An 18,050-nucleotide genomic window follows, 5' to 3' on the forward strand; every position below is an offset into this window, starting at 1 on the left:
ATCATGATCAAAAAATTAACACTCTTTATCCTTGTGATAATCCTGACCAATTCCGGCTTTTCACAAACTTTTGATAAAACGAAGCTAGATGCCTATTTCGATACGCTTGCTAAATACAATAAGTTTATGGGAAGTGTAGCCGTCGCTCAGAATGGCCATCTGATTTATAACCGCACATTGGGTTTCGCAAACATTGAAGAAAAGCTAAAAGCAAATGAAAACACGAAATACCGGATCGGCTCTATTTCCAAAACCTTTACCGCGACTTTAATCTTTAAGGCCATTGACGAAAAGAAGATCAGCGTCGATCAAACTATTCAGAAATTTTTCCCGGACATTAAAAATGCTGGTAAAATCACCATTGCGAATTTGCTTTATCACAGAAGTGGAATACATGATTTTACAGATGACAAAGAGGAATACTTGAAATGGCATACGCAATCCAAAACCGAAAAAGAAATGCTTGCCATAATAAGTAAGGGCGGGATTGATTTTGAGCCGGACACTCAATCTGATTACAGCAATTCGAACTATGTACTGCTATCTTATATTCTTGAAAAAACGTTTAAAATGCCTTATGCCAAAATATTGGATAAGTACATTGCTAAACCCCTCGCCCTGACCAACACTTTTTTAGGCAAAAACATTAATTCAAAAAATAACGAAGCCAGCTCGTACCGTTTTGAAGGGAATTGGAAATTAGCCGATGAAACTGATATTTCGATTCCAATCGGTGCCGGAGGGATTGTTTCAACCCCGATTGATCTGGTAAAATTCAGCACAGCATTATTTGAAGGAAAAGTGATTTCTCAAAATAGTTTAGCGCAGATGAAAACCGTTAACGGCAAATACGGCATGGGTATTTTGGCTATTCCGTTTTACGATAAGGCAGGTTTTGGTCATTCGGGAAGTATAGATGGTTTCAGCGCTACATTTTCATATTTCAGCGATGGAAATATAGCCTATGCTTTAACCAGTAATGGTACGAACTTCAACAATAATTCCATTTCACTGGCCGTGTTAAGTGCTGTTTTTAATAAGGAATATCAAATTCCTGATTTTAAAACAGCTGAGCAAAACACTACAGACTTAAATAAATATTTAGGCACCTATGCATCAACGGCAATCCCGATAAAAATCACCATTACGAAAGACAATACAACTTTAATGGCACAGGCAACAGGCCAACCTGCAATAAGATTAAGCTCCAAAGGTAACCATGAGTTTATATTTGAAGATGCAGGCATCATCCTGTCCTTCAACCCCACAGAAAACCAGATGACCCTTAAACAGGGCGGCAAAGAATTTAAGTTTACCAAAGAATAAAATAAATTAACTTTTGATGGCAGGTTAGTTTATTAAAGACTAACCTGCTATTTCTGCACTTTCCATCCTTCATCTTTACTCAACTTTAATTTATAGGTTTTGGTGATGAAGTTGCTGTTTTTGTTTGCATCCTTATCAAAAGGTTCGAAATCAGTAGTGGTCATTTTAAGTGATACGGTCACCTTTGCTGTGCTGGAGTTTACCTGCGCAAAATCAACCGGTTTCTCGTCTGATAAAACATATTCTACCACTTTTACCGTTGCCCTGTCGCGATCCTGTTTCAACACCAGTGGACTCGCTTTATCGGTTAAGGTAATCTGGTAAACAAAACTGCTGTCTTTAGAAAGAAATTTCTTTTTGGCTTCTTTTAAACTTAAGGTAACCAAACCTTTACTGGCTAAAGATTTATATTTTCCCAGTTCGAACATATCATTTGTACTATTGAATTTCATCTCTCCAAACTTAAACCTGGTGGTTTTATATTCCGGATTGGCTTTTAAATAGCTGGTAATTACTTCAGCAGCCTCATCCTGGTTGATGGTGGTTTTGGTTTTGCAACCAGCTATGCCGATAATGATCAGGGATAAGATATAAATGCTTATTTTTTTCATATGTAAATGCTATATGCTTTTTAAAGATATTTAATTTTAGTTTAACCGCAAAGAACGCGAAGTTAATTAATATTAAGGCTTAAACCACCAAGGCGCTAAGGTGCATTCAGGGCACAATAATAAATTTCAAAGCCCTGCTTTGTGCCCTCTGTGCCTTCTCTCTATGTACTTTGCGGTAAAAAAAACTAAATTAATCTCGCTTTAAATATTTCAGGTTTGGCAAAACCATTGCCGATAGAATGACTACAACACCGACCCATCTTAAAAACGAAACCTGTTCTTGCAATACAAAACCGGCCATCATCACAGCGACTGGCAATTCTGCAGCGCTCAAAATAGAACTAATAGCTGTGCCAATTCGTGGCACACCTTCGGCGTAAAACAGGGGCGGGATCACGGTACCGAAAACAGAGATAATCAATCCCCATTTCAGTAAGCTTCCACTCAAAGCTCCATTAAACAAAAATGCAGGAGGAAAGATGATGAAAATCAAAATACAGGCACCAGTAATCATCAGCGCACTTTTCTTTAGCGGCACATATTCATTACCGATCCTACCACTCAACAACAAAAAGCCGGCATAACATAATGCAGCCAGTAAACCAAAACCAATCCCTTTTAAATCCATGCTACCCATACTGGTTTCTGCCATTCCACTGGCCAAAACTGTACCTCCCAGAACCAACAAAATAGCGACCAATTGCAAACCAGTAGGTTTCTTTTTAAAAATGAGGTATTCCATTAAAATACTCATCCAGATAAACTGCATCAATAAAATAATGGCCACCGAATTAGGCACCAGCTTTACACATTGATAGTAAAAAATACTAACCATACCCGTACAGGTTCCTGCAATGACCATTTGCCACCAGGGTGTTTTAGCGGGCAAAGCCTTAGCTTTATAGGCTGTGGTTCTACTTTGAAAGAAAAATAATACCCATAAAATTACCGCTCCGAAAAAAGCCTGAGCGCCGGTAACATCACCCAAGGTATAACCTTCATGATAAGCCAGTTTAACAAAAGTAGAAAGGATGCCGAAACTACAGGCACCAAAAAAAACAAGGAGAATTCCTTTAAACATAAATTCCGATATTTAACCGCAAAGGACGCCAGGGTTTCGCAAAGCAGCGCAAAGACTAATAAAATCTATGCTCCTGCTTCGTGTTCTTTGCGGCCTTTTCCTTTGCAGTCTTAGCGGTTAAAAACTAAACGAGTTGTTGTAAATATTTCTGAATGGTCGTTTCTAAACCTAAATAAAGCGCATCACTAATTAAGGCATGACCAATTGATACTTCTAATAAGCCTGGGATGCTTTGTGCGAAATAATGCAGGTTGTGCAGATCCAGGTCGTGGCCGGCATTAATGCCTAAGCCTAATTTATTGGCATGATGTGCTGCAGCAATATAATTCACTACTGCCTTTTCGCGATCGGCAAAATAATTATGCGCATAAGCTTCCGTATATAGTTCGATCCGATCTGTTCCTGTTTCAGCCGCTCCTTCAATCATTTCTACCACCGGATCAACAAAAATCGAAACGCGGATACCCTCCTTCTGAAAAACCGAAACCATTTCTTTCAGGTAATCTCTATTTTTGATGGTATCCCAGCCATGATTGGAAGTGATCTGTCCTTCGGCATCTGGTACCAGGGTAACCTGGGCTGGTTTGTTGGCCAAAACCAGGTCAACAAATTTATCTTCCTTACAATTTCCCTCAATGTTAAACTCGGTAGCAATAACCGCCTTTAGATCGTAAACATCCTGGTAACGGATGTGGCGTTCATCAGGGCGCGGGTGTACCGTAATTCCCTGCGCACCGAAACGTTCGCAGTCTAACGCAACCTTTACCAAATCAGGGTTATTACCTCCGCGACTGTTGCGGAGTGTAGCAATTTTATTGATGTTAACCGATAACTTTGTCATAAAGCAAAGATAAGGCTTTGCCCCTGTTAATCTTAAACCTTAAAAAAATTTGACTTTTTTTTGCTCATATTTGCTTCCTGTAAAATGAACTTAAAAGAGACCACGTTATATAAAATTTTAATCGCTTTGGTTGCACTGCTTAGTGTGCCTGCACTTTTTGGCGGGATAATGGAACCAGATTCTGCACTTTATGCCTCCATAGCCAAAAACATGGTGCAGCGCAACGATTGGGTGAATATTTATGTCCGTGGTGCAGATTGGTTAGACAAACCACATTTAACTTTTTGGCTGGCCGCTGCTTCATTTAAGCTTTTTGGAATCACAGCCTTTGCCTATAAACTTCCTTCTTTCTTATTTGGACTATTAGGCGCATGGTACCTTTATAAACTGGCAAAAGACATTTACAATGAAAAAACAGGATTAATCAGTGCATTGATTTTTTTAAGTTCGCTGCACATCCTCATTTCTACTTTCGATGTTCGTGCTGAGGTTTATATCACCACATTTACTTTAGCAGCCATTTATCATTATTATAAAGCTCATCAGGGTTCTTTCTGGCATATTGTTACAGGCTCTTTTTTCGCTGCATGCGCCATCATGATCAAAGGCATATTTGTACTCATCCCCGTTTTTGGTGGCTTTATCATTTACTGGTTGCTCACCAGGCAATGGAAACAGCTGCTAAAGCTTAAATGGTGGATTGCCATTGCATTGATTTTTATTTTTATTATCCCCGAATTATATACTTTATATATACAGTTCGACTTGCACCCCGAAAAGGTAGTATTTGGAAAAACCGGCGTATCTGGTTTGAAGTTTTTCTTTTGGGACAGTCAGTTTGGTCGCTTCTTTAACAATGGCCCTATAAAAGGTAAAGGCGATATATCCTTCTTTTTGCATACCACGCTGTGGGCTTTTTTACCCTGGTCGATTTTGTTTTACACCGCCGTGGTTAACCTTTTCAAAAAGAAAAATAGAATAATGTTACCTGCAGCAAGCATCATGATCTGGACGAGTGCAGCCATTACCTTTTTATTGTTTTCTCTTTCGAAATTCCAGTTGCCGCATTACATCCTGATTATTTTGCCACAATTCGCCATCATTACGGCTTTATATATACAGAAATTGGAAGGCAAAAGCTTGAAAGTATTTTTTACCGTCCAAAATACACTGGCAATTTTAATTGTTTTGATTTTATCTACCGTTGCAATCTTTTTCAGGTTTACAAATCATTATATAGCGATTGCCGTTTTAGTTATTTTATTGGCAGTTTCGTTTTCAATCTTCAAAGGATTAAAAACCGAAAACCTACTGGCCAGAAGTGCGATGATTTCTGTTGGCTTGATGATTTTTCTATCGGTATTTTTCTATCCGTCGGTGCTGAAATATGAATCGGGCATGGAAGCGGGAAACTGGTTAAAAGAAAATTACCCTAAAGCCAAAGCTGCTGTTTTAATGTACCCTGACGCTTATTCTTTCGATTTTTATGCCAGTGGGGAACCGAAATACTTTTGGAGTTATGAGGAGCTGGATAAATCAAAGGATATAAAAGACCTCGTGATTTACACGCCAGAATCTGAACTGGCAAAACTGAAAAATGGATATGGCGCCCAAGTGCTAAAAACGTTCGATTACTATCACATCACCAAACTCACCCCAAAATTTATCAATGCGCAAACGCGTTCTCAGCTATTAGAACATTTTTACCTGGTTAAATTGCATTAAAATGGATTTATTCTTCCGCATTATAAAATTTGGATTGACAGGCCTGCTCGGAATGGCGATCGACTTTGGAGCAACCTGGCTGTGTAAAGAGAAAATCAAAATCAATAAATACATAGCTAATGCCATCGGTTTTACTTTAGCTGTAACCAATAATTACCTGATTAACCGGATATGGACATTCCAGAGTACCAACAGCCACTGGGGAACTGAATTCACTAAGTTTTTAATAGTGAGTTTAATCGGCCTAGGTTTAAATACCTTTATCATCTATCTTTTCCACCAACGGAAAAACGGAACCAATTTTTATGTGGCGAAATTTTTTGCGATTGTAATCGTATTTGTCTGGAATTTTTTGGCCAATATGTTGTTTACATTTAAGTAATTTTTAGAATATTTACCAGAAAGATCATGAAACAAATCCGATAGCAATTGGATCAGTATCACGGTCGGCTAAAGATTTTACACCACTGGCACGAACCAATGAACGAATGGCCAGTGACCTAATGAACTACCTAACTCACATTTTTGCCGATAAAGTAGAATACAACAAGCCATATTAATCCTTTAATCAGGAAGAATAAAAAACCAACCAGCCCTACCCGCTTAAACCATAATTTTAATTTTTCTTTGTTCATGGCGACGTTTGTAAAGATAATGGATTTGGGTTAAATTAGAAAGATTTTAAATAAGGAAATATGAAGTTAGCTAAACCCGCATTGCTCAGCCTTTTTTGTATCTGCTTTTTCTGCACTGAAATCTTTGCGCAAAATTTTGAAGATATTAAACGCTATAAAGTAAATTTTGCCCTGGCAACGCATGACAATGAGCGGTTGATTGCGCTTAGAAGCTTTTCTGCAAATAACCAAGAATACTTACTGCTGGTAAACCCTGAAACTTTAGATACCAAAGTAGATCTGGCCAGTAATTACAGCACCAGAGGTCTGCAATATTCCAACGTACTTGCCATTTTTAAAAACACAGCTTATATCAAATCAATTGAAGCCGCAGCAGCCAGAGATTTGCAACTTCAGAATGCTGGCATCGATCATGCCATTCCAAAGGAAAAGGGCATCACACTAACCATCGATCTTTGTCCTTCTCATAAGGCTTTAGACAGGATTATTTTTCAATCTGTTTTCGATGAATTTAAAAAAACAGAACAACCTGCACCATTAGCGATTTCTGTTTCCGGCAAATGGATGTTAAAACACCAGGATGATTTGAATTGGTTAAAAAGTTTAGTAAAGAATAAGGAACTGGATATTACCTGGGTCAATCATACCTACAATCACGAGGTAAATAAACTGCCATTGGCTGAGAATTTCCTGTTGGCACCCGGAACCAACCTAGATGTAGAGGTATTGGAAAACGAAAAACTCATGTTAAAAAACGGGCTAACCCCTTCAGTATTTTTCCGCTTTCCTGGACTGGTATCTGATCAAAAAATTGTTGAAAAAATCGAAGCTTATGGATTAATACCTGTTGGAAGCGATGCCTGGTTAGCCAAAGGACAACAACCTAACGCCGGCAGCATTGTACTGATCCATGGCAATGGCAATGAAGAAATTGGAGTGAAAGATTTTATCCAGTTGCTAAAAACGAAACAGGCTGATATAAAGAATAAACAGTGGTTACTTTTCGATTTGAGGCAGGGTTTAGGGAAAGAATTTGAATAATCTATCACGTTTTTAACCGCAGAGAACACAGAGAAAAGTCACAAAGAACACAAAGCTAGGTGCAGATCTTTTTGAATCAACCTGGGCGCATCTTTGCGGAAAACTTTGCGTTCTTTGCGGTAAAGCTACTTCTTAATTGTCAATAACTTTATTTCCTTGGCTTTAAAGCGGTTGTTCACAATCTCGCCAGTCACTTCTGCTTTACTTACGGCATTGCAGAAACCATGTTCGCCATGGGCGTCGCCAAAATCATCGATTCCTTTTCCATCCACAAAATAAGGTTTGCCATTAATTTTAACCGCTAGTTCGCAATCTTTTCCTTTCATTTTAAACTGACATTCGCCACAGGCAATATCAACCACCTGTTTAGTAATTACTTTTGCAGTTTTTTGAGGACCGGTTTGCGCATTCGCCGCAATTGAAAGTACACCAAGTATCAGCGCAAATATTAACTTTTTCATTGTTTTTATTTTTTCAAATGTAAGTTTTCAATAGCAAAAGAATCACAGCCCGCTGTATAATAAACCTGATAGAACGGAAAGACCGGAGCGAAGCATGAGTGAGGACTTGAAGGGATAGCAGGACTATAGCCTCCGAAGAGCATTGAACGTACGTTTTCAAAAAACTACAGGGATACCCTGCCTTACAGGCACCCCTCTGGGAGAGGGGAATAAAAAAGGGACATGCAAATATGCACATCCCTCTATACTATTTGTCTTATGTTAACTGCTAACTAAAAACTGTAAACTGAACTAGTACCTGTAAGTATCTGCTTTGAAAGGACCTTCAACCGGTACGCCGATATAATCAGCCTGGTGTTGATCTAAAACATCTAATTCTACACCGATTTTCTCTAAGTGTAAACGGGCAACTTTTTCATCTAAATGTTTAGGCAAAGTATATACTTTGTTTTCATACTTGTCAGTATTGGTCCAAAGTTCGATCTGCGCTAAAGTCTGGTTGGTAAAAGAATTACTCATTACAAAACTTGGGTGGCCAGTTGCACAACCTAAGTTAACCAAACGACCTTCGGCAAGAACGATAACGTCTTTACCATCTATCGTATATTTATCAACCTGAGGTTTAATCTCTACTTTGGTATCGCCATAAGCGCCGTTTAACCAGGCCATATCGATTTCATTATCGAAGTGACCAATGTTACAAACAATCGCTTTATCTTTTAACGCCCTGAAGTGTTGCTCGCGAACGATATCACAGTTACCTGTAGTAGTTACCACAATATCAGCTTCTTTAATGGCGTTAGCTAGTTTTTTCACTTCGTAACCTTCCATTGCAGCCTGTAGTGCACAGATTGGGTCAATTTCAGTTACAATAACACGTACACCTTGTGAGCTTAATGATTCTGCAGATCCTTTACCCACATCACCATAACCACAAACCACGGCTACTTTACCAGCCATCATTACATCGGTAGCACGACGGATCGCATCAACTAATGACTCACGACATCCGTATTTGTTATCAAATTTAGATTTAGTAACTGAATCGTTTACGTTGATTGCAGGCAAGTGCAAGGTTCCGTTTTTCATTCTTTCGTACAAACGGTGAACACCAGTCGTCGTTTCTTCTGATAAACCTCTGATACCTGCAATTAGCTCAGGATATTTATCGAAAACCATGTTGGTTAAATCGCCACCATCATCCAAAATCATGTTTAATGGTTGTTGATCCGGACCGAAGTGTAAAGTTTGCTCAATACACCAGTCGAATTCTTCTTCGTTTAACCCTTTCCAGGCATAAACCTGAATACCCGCAGCAGCAATTGCAGCCGCAGCATGATCTTGTGTAGAAAAAATATTGCAAGATGACCAGGTAACTTCAGCACCAAGAGCCACCAATGTTTCAATTAATACAGCCGTTTGGATGGTCATGTGCAGACAGCCTGCAATGCGCGCACCTTTTAACGGTTGTGACGGACCGAATTCTTTACGCAAACTCATTAAACCTGGCATTTCTGCTTCGGCTAATTCGATTTCTTTACGGCCCCATTCTGCCAGTGAAATGTCCTTAACTTTGTAAGGAACGTATGTAGTCTCTACTGATGACATAATTATTTGTTTTTAAATGTGATGCAAAGTTACGGCATCCCTTTGTGAAAGCCAAATAATTAAGAAGTGGGTGAGTTAGAGGATTGTAAAATAGTAATGTAATTTTTTATCCCTAAGTTCAAAACTTCATAGCTTTTTTGTTTTTTGGAAAGCAAGTTCTGTGGTTCGTAGGTCCGCTTCGGTCCTGCCATACATTATAGCTCCGATGAAGAATCGGAGGCTGCCATTCCTGTCAGGTTTAGATTACATAAAAAAACTGTGCGCTGTTTGTAAAGCCGAGAAAAAACTAAAATAAAAATTGATTTACAGCTAATTATGACAAACGGCAATTTAAAAAAGTAAATATAGTAAGCTAAGTAACGGAAGAATCGATAATGAATTCCTAAGTCAGCCTGGATTGGCCAATATTTTATGACTAATTTTGGATGTGAAAAAAATGTTGACGTCCCTCTTAATTGCAGTTTCACTATTCGGCTGCAAAAGAGACCCCTATGAATCAAGTTATGTAACGATAGCTTACGAAGTCCAGGTTGGGTACCTTGATGGACAAAACAATTGGGTAATACCTGCATCGCTTCCCGAAAATTACGAAGCTGAAGTAAGTTTTACTAAACCAGATGGATCAACTCAAACGAATAAAATTTCCGGAAGTACTACTAGTTCTGGCGTACAGCTTGATTTCGACAAAAATGGGCCAGTTAAAGATTTAAACCTTACCTGGTCTTCTAATTTTACTAATTCGAGACTGAGATTTAATTGCCTGATAAGGAGAGCTTTCTCCGTTGGTAAAATTACGACAGGACACCTTGCCTCAGCAAAGAATTCGCCTGGTGGTTCTTTGCATACCACTATTGATGCAAAACCGCTTAAAAATCGGTGAAACATATATTATTAGTTAGATAAAATTTATTTGAAAAGCAAAACCAGCAGTTCTCAGGTCAGGTTCCGCCCTGCCGTACACGATAGCTCCGATGAAGAATCGGAGGCTGCCGTTCCTGTTTTAGATTAATAAGACCCCTGACTTCTTTCAAAATACCAAAATAAAACTTTGATATCCAGCTAATTATTTCTTAAATTGTTATAACCAAATTAACAGTTATGAAAAGCGTAAAACAACTACTGGACACCAAACAGGCCATCGTTATTTCTGTACCCGAAAACATTTCTGTTCTGGATGCCTTAAAAGTAATGACAGAAAAAAATATCAGTGCCGTATTGGTGATGGAAGACGAACAACTTCGTGGCATTTTTACTGAACGCGATTATGCCCGCAAAATCATTCTGCAAGGGAAATCATCAAAAGATACGCTCATTAAAGAAGTCATGACCGCTAACCCTATTACCATCAGGTTGAGCAATAGTATTGATCATTGCATGGAACTGATGACGGATAAACACATCCGCCATTTGCCAATTGTGGAAAATGGCGAAGTAAAAGGTATGGTATCCATCGGTGATGTGGTAAAATTTATTATTGCCGATCAAAAACAGACCATTTCGCAACTGGAGAGTTATATTAGCGGATAGTGCTGATTTGGGTATGGTATTAGGTCTTTTACGCCAGGCTTCAGTCGGAACAACTCCGTGAATAAATTTATTTCCGTCATTTCGAGCGGAGCACAGCGGAGTCGAGAAATCTTTTAAGGCAGTTCTCCAAAGATTTCTCCACTACGGTCGAAATGACGACCCGCCGAACGACGGATTGATCTTAAATCTGTGCAATCTCTTAATCTGTGTAATCACCCGCGAAGCGAATCTAGCAAATCATTATTTCCATCTCCACTCGCCAGCAATAGTGAGGGGTTCTTTTAAATTCTGTGATTCCAGAAAAGCCCTCAACTCCTCTTCACCCTGAACACCTACCGGGATTTTCGGTGTATTAGCCAAAGCGTAAGTCAACATGGCACTATACCGTACCGTATTTTTGAGCTCATGCTCATCAACAAGTTTAAAACTATCGCCATCTGAATGGTAAAAAGGTCCTGAGTTATTGGGCAGTTTACCGCCAAATCCACCACCTGTAGGAATCCCTTCCAGCATAAATGGCTGATGATCGCTGTGCAAACCTGCGCCTGCATTAAACAGGTTTTTAAATCCGGTATCAATTTTTACGATATCAGCTCCCCAGGCCGTAAATAATTCTTTCATTTCAGCCCTTGAAGTGGAGAAGCCTTTCGGATCATTGGTCATATCATAGTTGAGCATAAACTTTACCTGGTTCAAGGTTTTGTCTTTTTTAGCTTGATCGATATAAGCTTTAGAGCCTAACAAACCTTGCTCCTCGCCCATAAACAATACAAATTCTACCGTACGTTTGGTTTTTAGATTTAGCTTTTTAAAAGTCCGGGCCATATCCATAATGGCGAACGATCCTATTCCATTGTCGATGGCACCAGTTGCCAAATCCCAGCTATCCAAATGTCCGCCAACTACAATTTTACCTTTAGGCAATGCTGTTCCTTTAAAAGTAGCGATTACGTTTCTGGCTTTGATCAAACCTGAGAAATTCGTCATCTCGATGTGCGCAATCTGTGTTTGCGATTGAATTTTGTCTTTCAAAGCCATTCCATCTTCCAAACCAATGCACACTGCAGGGATTGGAATCAATTTACCTGAGACTGAAGCCGTTCCGGTTAAGAGTACGCCATCTTTTACCGTATTGATAATGATTACCCCAATGGCGCCATACTTGGTAGCGATAGCGGTTTTTTCTGAGCGGTGTAATGATTTGGTTCCTGCTGCAGAGCCTGGTAATACCCCCAGATAAATCAGTGCAATTTTACCTTTAAATTTTTCCGGATTCGCCTGGTAATCTGCCTCCAAACCATTACCTGCATCAACAATTTCACCTGTAACATCAGCACTTACCGGCGAATGTGCAAGCGTAACAGCCTTTATTTTGGTCAGGCTACTTTTATCATTACCGATTGCTAAACTAATAGTCTTTCTTGCCCAGCTTTCGACTTCAAAAGGCTGAAATTTTACTTCACATCCGTATGACTTTAATAAGTCGAAGGCATATTGCTCTGCCTTTGCTCCATTTTCCGAACCTGTTAAACGGTGACCGATCGTCTCGGTTTCGTATTTAAGGGTTTGATAAGCTTTTGAGTTTTCTTGTACATCAGCATTGATTTTGGCAAAAACAGCTCCGAATTGATCTTGCGCATTAGCGAATAACGTGGAGTAAAGAAGCGCGGCAGAGAAAAGGTATTTCATTAGGTTTAGTTATATCTGCTGAAAGTACAAATTTTCAATAGAGATTACCAGCTGTAACGTTTATTTTGCTTTTCTCCCCGTATCCGTCATACTGAACTTGTTTCAGTATCTAATTGTTGTACCAAGACCCTGAAATAAATTCAGGGTGACGACCATTATAAAATAATTCCCATTAGGATTATTACTTATTAACATGTGCCTTTTTCTTCGGAAAAGCCAACGAAGCCACAATACTAATTACCAGGATACTTAAGATCACAATAAGCGAATGTTCGGTGGTAAAACCCCATTTTTCGAGATAGGTATGCCCTAACATTTTTACGCCGATAAAAGCCAGTAAAAAAGCTAGACCGGTTTTTAAGTAATGGAATTTATGAATAATATTCACCAATAAAAAGAACATAGACCTTAAGCCCATGATGGCAAAAATATTAGAGAAAAATACAATATAGGGGTCTTTGGTTACCGCAAAAATAGCCGGGATAGAATCCACCGCAAATAAAAGATCAGTGAACTCGACAATCAATAACACCAGAAACAATGGCGTAACCATTCTTTTATGGTTGATCTTAACAAAGAAGTTTTTACCCTCATATTTTGGATGAATGGAAAATATCTTTGAAGCCCATTTTACTACAGGATGGTTTTCGGGATCAATTTTATCATCTTCTTCTTTGCTGAAGAACATTTTCACCCCGGTAAATACCAAAAAGGCACCAAAAACATACAGGATCCAGGCAAATTTGGTAATCAGAGCCGCTCCCACAAAAATGAAGATAAAGCGCATAATAATAGCGCCCAATATCCCCCAGAACAATACTCTGTGATAATATTTTTCCTCAACCGCAAATGCCGAGAAGATGAGGACAATTACAAAGATATTATCTACCGAAAGGGCGTATTCAATAACATAACCCGTTAAAAATTCGAGCCCAAGATTTTGCTTATAAATTGCTAAACTGGCATCAAAATCATCAGGGATTAATTTAATATGGTGTTGGTGCAACGTTACAATTTCCTGCAGATGTGCAAAGTCCTTTATTCCATGCAACTGATGCCCCTCAACCAGCAGGATAAAATAAAACCCTATGGCCAGGGCCACCATAATCACGCTCATGATCCCTGCCTGTTTTAAGCTTACCACATGATCTTTCCTGCTGAATAAACCCAGGTCTAAAGCCAGAATCAATACAATAAAAAGTAGAAAACCTAAGCTAAAAAGTAATTCGTTACCCATCATTTTTTACGTTCAGTGGTATAGAGTACAAGTTGTTCTAAACCCGTTCTGGCTTCGCCTGCATCAAAACCGTGCAGTAGCTCAAATGCTTCATTTTGGTAATCCAACATTTTTTGGTTTGCATAATAAACGCCCTTATGGTTGTTTACGAAATCAATAATCTGCTGTATTTTAACCGGATCGTCCTGATGATTTTTCACCAGGTTGATCATTTTTTTACGTTCTGCTTTCTCCGCCTTGTTTAAGGCATAAATCAGAGGTAGCGTTACTTTCTTCTCTTTAATATCAATTCCCAGAGGTTTTCCTACGTCATCGGTTCCAAAATCGAAAGTATCATCTTTAATCTGAAAAGCAATGCCAACTTTTTCGCCAAACAGGCGCATTTTTTCTATCGTTTCATCATCAGCACCTGCCGAAGCTGCCCCAGCAGCACAACAGGAAGCAATCAGAGAAGCGGTTTTCTGACGGATCACGTCAAAATATAAATCTTCTGAAATGTCCATTCTCCGCACCTTCTCCACCTGCAACAACTCCCCCTCACTCATCTGTTTTACCGCTTCTGATACAATCTGTAACAAACGGTGCTCATTATTGTTTACCGAGAGCAATAATCCTTTCGCCAGCAGGTAATCGCCAACTAATACGGCAATTTTATTTTTCCATAAAGCATTAATAGAGAAAAAGCCGCGACGCTCATAAGCATTATCCACTACATCATCGTGCACTAAAGTGGCAGTATGCAAAAGCTCAACCAAAGCCGCCCCACGGTGGGTCGAATCTGTAATTCCACCGCATAATTTAGCCGCAAAAAATACGAACATCGGCCGCATTTGTTTGCCTTTTTGTTTTACAATATAATGGGTAATCCTATCCAGCAACGGTGCGTCGCTATGCATCGATTCCTTAAAGGTTTTTTCAAACGCTTTTATATCAGCAGCTATAGGTGTTTTTATCTGTTCAATCCCCGGCATTAAGTCGAAAAATTTTGATTGCAAACTTAAGCTAATTTCCCATAAAAAGGTAATCTATAGTCTTATTATTAAGGATTTGGAAAGCCACGGACAACGATATTTTACATCTTCACCCCTGCTATTGCCTATGGTCCTCACCCTCATGCTTCGGGCTGCGGGCTATTTGGCGCTATCAGGTTTATGTTGAAAGGGCTGTGCCAGTAAGGTTCTCCCCATGGCCTATCGTGTGGACACATCTTTTTTAATAATGGTTTGGGCATCCTGTTAGCTGGCTTTAATAACCCTCAGTCTTTACCGAAGGACGTCGTCAATCCCAAGTGGCGGGAGAATCAAAAAACAGGTGCACAATGGCTCAAATTGCACTGCCAAACCTGAAACGCAGTGGTTTTGTGTTCATCATTAGATTGAATTCAAAATTTAATATAAACTGAACACAAAACGAAGTGCCACTGTTTTTTGATGTGCGTGGGCGGTGTTTAGCCACATTGCTGGATTGACAAGGCGCTTTGGGTACTTTGGCGCTCCAAAGTACCATGCCCCGCGGCAAAGAGCGGAAAAAATCAAGATTTATCCCCAAAACTATTGCTTCTTAAGGAATGAGGAGCAGTTAATGGAAGGAAAGATGCTGAAATAAATCCGATAACTAACTATCGGATCAGCATGACTACCGCCTTAGAAATACGTCCTATAAAAAACAAATGCAGCTAATAGAAATGTGTCCACACGATAGCCATCGCATATAATAAATCTTCGAAATATTAGCATTATTTAATTTCAAGCTTTACATTTAAACCCGTTTAAGCTGGCATCAATGAAAAAACGCTACAAAATCATCCTTGGCCTATCTGTACTTATGGTTACGACCTACTTATTAGGTCCGAAGCCCAAAAAGCCATTATTTAGCAAAGAGTTGACTAAAGTGCCCGATCTTGGTGATCTGGATAACTACATCGCCAGCGTAGAATCCATGCATAAGATAAAACCAGGTAATGAAGCCGAAATTGTTTGGGCCGATACGCACCACCAGCAAACTGAATATGCCATTGTGTATTTACATGGTTTTTCAGCCTCAAAAACAGAAGGCAGTCCGGTACATTTAAACTTGGCTAAAGCGCTCCATGCTAATTTATACCTTGCCCGCCTGGCCGACCATGGCATTGATACTTTGGCGCCCATGCAGTATTTTACCGCAGACCGCCTTTGGGAAACCGGCAAACAGGCCTATGCCATAGGTAAAAAACTGGGCAAAAAGGTAATTCTAGTGGGTACTTCTACCGGTGGAACGGTTGCTTTAAAACTAGCAGCGACTTATCCTGAAATTAACAGCATAATTTTAATGTCGCCAAATGTAGCCATCAATGATAAAAACGCCTGGCTTTTGAATAATCCGTGGGGTTTGCAAATTGCGAGACGGGTTGTTGGTGCTGATGAACGTAAAGTAGACGACCGCACCGACGAATACAAAAAGTACTGGTACACCAATTACCGGCTCGAATCGTTAGTGGAACTGGAAGAGTTTATTGAGCGCAGTATGGTAAAAAAAACTTTCCAGAAAGTAAAGCAACCTGTTTTAATGCTTTATTATTATAAAAATGAACTCGAACAGGATCCTGTTGTTCGCGTAGATGCCATGCTGAAAATGTTTGATGAACTGGGTACACCAGACCATTTAAAAATAAAGTTAGCTATACCTGATGCAGGTAACCATGTAATGGGTTCTTACATTACTTCGAAAGATTTACCAGGCGTGGAAAAGGCAATTGAAAGTTTTGTAGAGCGTACGCTGAAGGTCTCCGTTCAATAAAACACGTCATCTCTGTCTGCAACGCAGTGGAATGGACCGAAGAAATCTATCTAATAGATTTAACTTAGCTGAGCACTTCGTGATTCTCGAGCTGCCTGCACACTCTATACCATTGCCAGAATCCACTAGTCTGGTCGTCATTCCCGCGCATGCGGGAATCTGAAAGCGCTTGTATTACGATTCCCAATCAAGTTGGGAATGACGAGCTCTCCAACATCCTACCATTACTAGAAAATGCTGAGCCAAATTAATCCAAGCTTAAAAGAAATCATTCCTAGCCTACAATATTCTTCACAATCATTTCAGCATGTACCCTCGAATTTTCGATAAACAATTTATGTGTATCTAATCCACCGCACACTACACCAGCCAGGTATAAACCCTTTACGTTGGTTTCCATGGTTTCTTCCTTGTAGACCGGGCAAAGGCTTTCTGGTAATTCAATACCGAATTTCTTCAACATCGAAAAATCGGGTTGGTAACCCGTCATGGCAATTACAAAATCGTTTGGAATGGTTTTTATTCCTTCGGGCGTTTTAATATCAGCCTCACCTTCTCGTATTTCAACCAATTCCGAATGGAAAAATGCCGTAATTTCGCCCTCTTTAATCCTGTTCTGTATATCCGGGCGCACCCAATATTTAACATGTGGACCTAGTTCACCACTTCTCACCACCATGGTTACGTTTGCCCCTTTACGATAGGTTTCTAAAGCCGCATCAACTCCAGAATTATTGGCACCAACTACCACTACATTCTGAAAGGCATACAAATGTGGATCTTTATAGTAGTGCGTTACTTTTGGCAGATCCTCGCCCGGCACGTTCATCAACAAAGGCACATCATAAAATCCTGTGGCAACAATTACATTCTTTGCTGTATAACCTGTTTTAGAAGTCTTAATTTCAAAAACATCAGATTCATTTTTAACCACCTGTTGCACACGCTCAAAAAGATTGATCTTTAAATCAAATTTTTCGGCCACACGGCGATAATATTCTACGGCTTCGTTACGATTTGGTTTCGGGCTAATGGTTACAAAAGGCACGCCCCCTATCTCCAATTTCTGTGAAGTAGAGAAGAAGGTCATAAATACCGGATAGTTGAACAAACTGTTTACCAAGGCACCTTTTTCTATAATTACGTAACTTAGGTTTGCTCTCTTGGCTTCAATTGCACAGGCCATCCCTATCGGGCCGGCACCGATAATTAATACGTCGTAATGATTCTGATTCTTGGTCATTGTCTTCTGCCTAAAAATGCAATTTGCTAATGTGGTAAATCAAAATAGTGTATTCCCCATTTATTAGTACGGGAGTTAAAGAATAGGAACTAAATCAACTCTTGCAAAAATAGACAATACAGGGTAATGCAAATGCAATTTTTTTATCGGGGTTGATGTTTTCAACCGCTACGGATTTATGCCTGTTGCAAACCATTTTAAATAAAATATACAGACATTAACATTTGATAATAAGTATATTTGAGCTATA

The 18,050-nt window shown here is 39.4% G+C and carries 17 protein-coding genes; 7 read left to right on the forward strand and 10 right to left on the reverse strand.

Going from position 1 to position 18,050, the window contains the following annotated elements; genetic code table 11:
* Positions 1-3 precede the first annotated feature (3 nt).
* Positions 4-1,326, forward strand: a complete 1,323-nt coding sequence (locus ACFE6N_RS07060; protein ID WP_378935111.1) for a serine hydrolase domain-containing protein — start codon at positions 4-6, stop codon at positions 1,324-1,326.
* Positions 1,327-1,373: 47 nt separating this feature from the next.
* Here ACFE6N_RS07060 and ACFE6N_RS07065 read toward each other — a convergent pair whose 3' ends face one another.
* From ACFE6N_RS07065 to ACFE6N_RS07075, 3 genes are all read right to left on the reverse strand, one after another.
* Positions 1,374-1,937 (reverse strand): hypothetical protein, encoded by a 564-nt coding sequence (locus ACFE6N_RS07065; RefSeq protein WP_378935113.1) that lies wholly within the window; start codon positions 1,935-1,937, stop codon positions 1,374-1,376.
* 190 nt (positions 1,938-2,127) lie between these two features.
* Entirely contained in the window at positions 2,128-3,018 is an 891-nt protein-coding gene (locus ACFE6N_RS07070; protein ID WP_378935115.1) for a DMT family transporter, read from the reverse strand.
* A gap of 124 nt (positions 3,019-3,142) precedes the next feature.
* Positions 3,143-3,859, reverse strand: coding sequence for a pyridoxine 5'-phosphate synthase (locus ACFE6N_RS07075; protein WP_378935117.1), 717 nt, complete (start codon positions 3,857-3,859; stop codon positions 3,143-3,145).
* A gap of 84 nt (positions 3,860-3,943) precedes the next feature.
* Here ACFE6N_RS07075 and ACFE6N_RS07080 point away from each other — a divergent pair, with 84 nt between their 5' ends.
* Together ACFE6N_RS07080 and ACFE6N_RS07085 are read left to right on the forward strand one after the other, a co-directional pair.
* Complete coding sequence (locus ACFE6N_RS07080; protein ID WP_378935119.1) at positions 3,944-5,584, forward strand: ArnT family glycosyltransferase; 1,641 nt, start codon at positions 3,944-3,946, stop codon at positions 5,582-5,584.
* A 1-nt stretch (position 5,585) separates the two neighbouring features.
* Positions 5,586-5,966, forward strand: a complete 381-nt coding sequence (locus ACFE6N_RS07085; protein ID WP_090986641.1) for a GtrA family protein — start codon at positions 5,586-5,588, stop codon at positions 5,964-5,966.
* A gap of 130 nt (positions 5,967-6,096) precedes the next feature.
* Here ACFE6N_RS07085 and ACFE6N_RS07090 read toward each other — a convergent pair whose 3' ends face one another.
* Positions 6,097-6,219, reverse strand: coding sequence for a hypothetical protein (locus ACFE6N_RS07090; protein ID WP_262987388.1), 123 nt, complete (start codon positions 6,217-6,219; stop codon positions 6,097-6,099).
* Between the two features lie 60 nt (positions 6,220-6,279).
* Between ACFE6N_RS07090 and ACFE6N_RS07095 the strand changes: the two genes are divergently transcribed.
* Positions 6,280-7,260 (forward strand): polysaccharide deacetylase, encoded by a 981-nt coding sequence (locus ACFE6N_RS07095; protein WP_378935121.1) that lies wholly within the window; start codon positions 6,280-6,282, stop codon positions 7,258-7,260.
* A gap of 125 nt (positions 7,261-7,385) precedes the next feature.
* On the opposite strand, the gene ACFE6N_RS07100 is transcribed toward ACFE6N_RS07095, so the two are convergent.
* Together ACFE6N_RS07100 and ahcY are read right to left on the reverse strand one after the other, a co-directional pair.
* The gene (locus ACFE6N_RS07100) at positions 7,386-7,721 is read right to left on the reverse strand and encodes a DUF6370 family protein (protein ID WP_378935123.1); all 336 of its coding nucleotides are present in this window, start codon (positions 7,719-7,721) and stop codon (positions 7,386-7,388) included.
* A gap of 291 nt (positions 7,722-8,012) precedes the next feature.
* Positions 8,013-9,329 carry an adenosylhomocysteinase gene (gene ahcY, locus ACFE6N_RS07105; RefSeq protein ID WP_090986646.1) on the reverse strand — a complete coding sequence of 439 codons (1,317 nt, stop codon included), beginning with the start codon at positions 9,327-9,329 and terminating at the stop codon, positions 8,013-8,015.
* A 436-nt stretch (positions 9,330-9,765) separates the two neighbouring features.
* Here ahcY and ACFE6N_RS07110 point away from each other — a divergent pair, with 436 nt between their 5' ends.
* Together ACFE6N_RS07110 and ACFE6N_RS07115 are read left to right on the forward strand one after the other, a co-directional pair.
* Positions 9,766-10,209 carry a hypothetical protein gene (locus tag ACFE6N_RS07110; protein ID WP_378935125.1) on the forward strand — a complete coding sequence of 148 codons (444 nt, stop codon included), beginning with the start codon at positions 9,766-9,768 and terminating at the stop codon, positions 10,207-10,209.
* Positions 10,210-10,427: 218 nt separating this feature from the next.
* Complete coding sequence (locus ACFE6N_RS07115) at positions 10,428-10,856, forward strand: CBS domain-containing protein (protein ID WP_378935127.1); 429 nt, start codon at positions 10,428-10,430, stop codon at positions 10,854-10,856.
* Positions 10,857-11,096: 240 nt separating this feature from the next.
* Here the strand turns inward: ACFE6N_RS07115 and ACFE6N_RS07120 are convergent, their stop codons facing one another.
* The 3 genes from ACFE6N_RS07120 to ACFE6N_RS07130 form a co-directional block, all read right to left on the reverse strand.
* Positions 11,097-12,545 carry a M20/M25/M40 family metallo-hydrolase gene (locus ACFE6N_RS07120; RefSeq protein ID WP_378935129.1) on the reverse strand — a complete coding sequence of 483 codons (1,449 nt, stop codon included), beginning with the start codon at positions 12,543-12,545 and terminating at the stop codon, positions 11,097-11,099.
* 181 nt (positions 12,546-12,726) lie between these two features.
* Complete coding sequence (locus ACFE6N_RS07125; protein ID WP_378935411.1) at positions 12,727-13,782, reverse strand: TerC family protein; 1,056 nt, start codon at positions 13,780-13,782, stop codon at positions 12,727-12,729.
* Positions 13,782-14,753, reverse strand: coding sequence for a polyprenyl synthetase family protein (locus tag ACFE6N_RS07130; RefSeq protein WP_090986653.1), 972 nt, complete (start codon positions 14,751-14,753; stop codon positions 13,782-13,784). Before ACFE6N_RS07130 ends, ACFE6N_RS07125 begins: the two co-directional genes overlap by 1 nt.
* Positions 14,754-15,564: 811 nt before the next feature.
* On the opposite strand from ACFE6N_RS07130, the gene ACFE6N_RS07135 reads away from it, so the two are divergent.
* Positions 15,565-16,557 (forward strand): alpha/beta hydrolase, encoded by a 993-nt coding sequence (locus ACFE6N_RS07135; RefSeq protein WP_378935131.1) that lies wholly within the window; start codon positions 15,565-15,567, stop codon positions 16,555-16,557.
* Positions 16,558-16,831: 274 nt separating this feature from the next.
* Here the strand turns inward: ACFE6N_RS07135 and ACFE6N_RS07140 are convergent, their stop codons facing one another.
* A complete protein-coding gene (locus ACFE6N_RS07140; RefSeq protein ID WP_378935133.1) occupies positions 16,832-17,800 on the reverse strand; it encodes a YpdA family putative bacillithiol disulfide reductase in 969 nt (322 codons plus the stop codon).
* Positions 17,801-18,050 lie beyond the last annotated feature (250 nt).

Source organism: Pedobacter sp. BG31, assembly GCF_042464845.1.
Lineage (GTDB): Bacteria > Bacteroidota > Bacteroidia > Sphingobacteriales > Sphingobacteriaceae > Pedobacter > Pedobacter suwonensis.

What these genes read in the sequence shown, in the direction of transcription:
- ACFE6N_RS07090 (WP_262987388.1), bottom strand. Translation starts at nt 6,219, where the DNA reads ATGAACAAAGAAAAATTAAAATTATGGTTTAAGCGGGTAGGGCTGGTT.
- ACFE6N_RS07070 (WP_378935115.1), bottom strand. Translation starts at nt 3,018, where the DNA reads ATGTTTAAAGGAATTCTCCTTGTTTTTTTTGGTGCCTGTAGTTTCGGC.
- ACFE6N_RS07125 (WP_378935411.1), bottom strand. Translation starts at nt 13,782, where the DNA reads ATGGGTAACGAATTACTTTTTAGCTTAGGTTTTCTACTTTTTATTGTA.
- ACFE6N_RS07065 (WP_378935113.1), bottom strand. Translation starts at nt 1,937, where the DNA reads ATGAAAAAAATAAGCATTTATATCTTATCCCTGATCATTATCGGCATA.
- ACFE6N_RS07115 (WP_378935127.1), top strand. Translation starts at nt 10,428, where the DNA reads ATGAAAAGCGTAAAACAACTACTGGACACCAAACAGGCCATCGTTATT.
- ahcY (WP_090986646.1), bottom strand. Translation starts at nt 9,329, where the DNA reads ATGTCATCAGTAGAGACTACATACGTTCCTTACAAAGTTAAGGACATT.
- ACFE6N_RS07135 (WP_378935131.1), top strand. Translation starts at nt 15,565, where the DNA reads ATGAAAAAACGCTACAAAATCATCCTTGGCCTATCTGTACTTATGGTT.
- ACFE6N_RS07075 (WP_378935117.1), bottom strand. Translation starts at nt 3,859, where the DNA reads ATGACAAAGTTATCGGTTAACATCAATAAAATTGCTACACTCCGCAAC.
- ACFE6N_RS07100 (WP_378935123.1), bottom strand. Translation starts at nt 7,721, where the DNA reads ATGAAAAAGTTAATATTTGCGCTGATACTTGGTGTACTTTCAATTGCG.
- ACFE6N_RS07095 (WP_378935121.1), top strand. Translation starts at nt 6,280, where the DNA reads ATGAAGTTAGCTAAACCCGCATTGCTCAGCCTTTTTTGTATCTGCTTT.
- ACFE6N_RS07080 (WP_378935119.1), top strand. Translation starts at nt 3,944, where the DNA reads ATGAACTTAAAAGAGACCACGTTATATAAAATTTTAATCGCTTTGGTT.
- ACFE6N_RS07085 (WP_090986641.1), top strand. Translation starts at nt 5,586, where the DNA reads ATGGATTTATTCTTCCGCATTATAAAATTTGGATTGACAGGCCTGCTC.
- ACFE6N_RS07130 (WP_090986653.1), bottom strand. Translation starts at nt 14,753, where the DNA reads ATGCCGGGGATTGAACAGATAAAAACACCTATAGCTGCTGATATAAAA.
- ACFE6N_RS07140 (WP_378935133.1), bottom strand. Translation starts at nt 17,800, where the DNA reads ATGACCAAGAATCAGAATCATTACGACGTATTAATTATCGGTGCCGGC.
- ACFE6N_RS07120 (WP_378935129.1), bottom strand. Translation starts at nt 12,545, where the DNA reads ATGAAATACCTTTTCTCTGCCGCGCTTCTTTACTCCACGTTATTCGCT.
- ACFE6N_RS07060 (WP_378935111.1), top strand. Translation starts at nt 4, where the DNA reads ATGATCAAAAAATTAACACTCTTTATCCTTGTGATAATCCTGACCAAT.
- ACFE6N_RS07110 (WP_378935125.1), top strand. Translation starts at nt 9,766, where the DNA reads ATGTTGACGTCCCTCTTAATTGCAGTTTCACTATTCGGCTGCAAAAGA.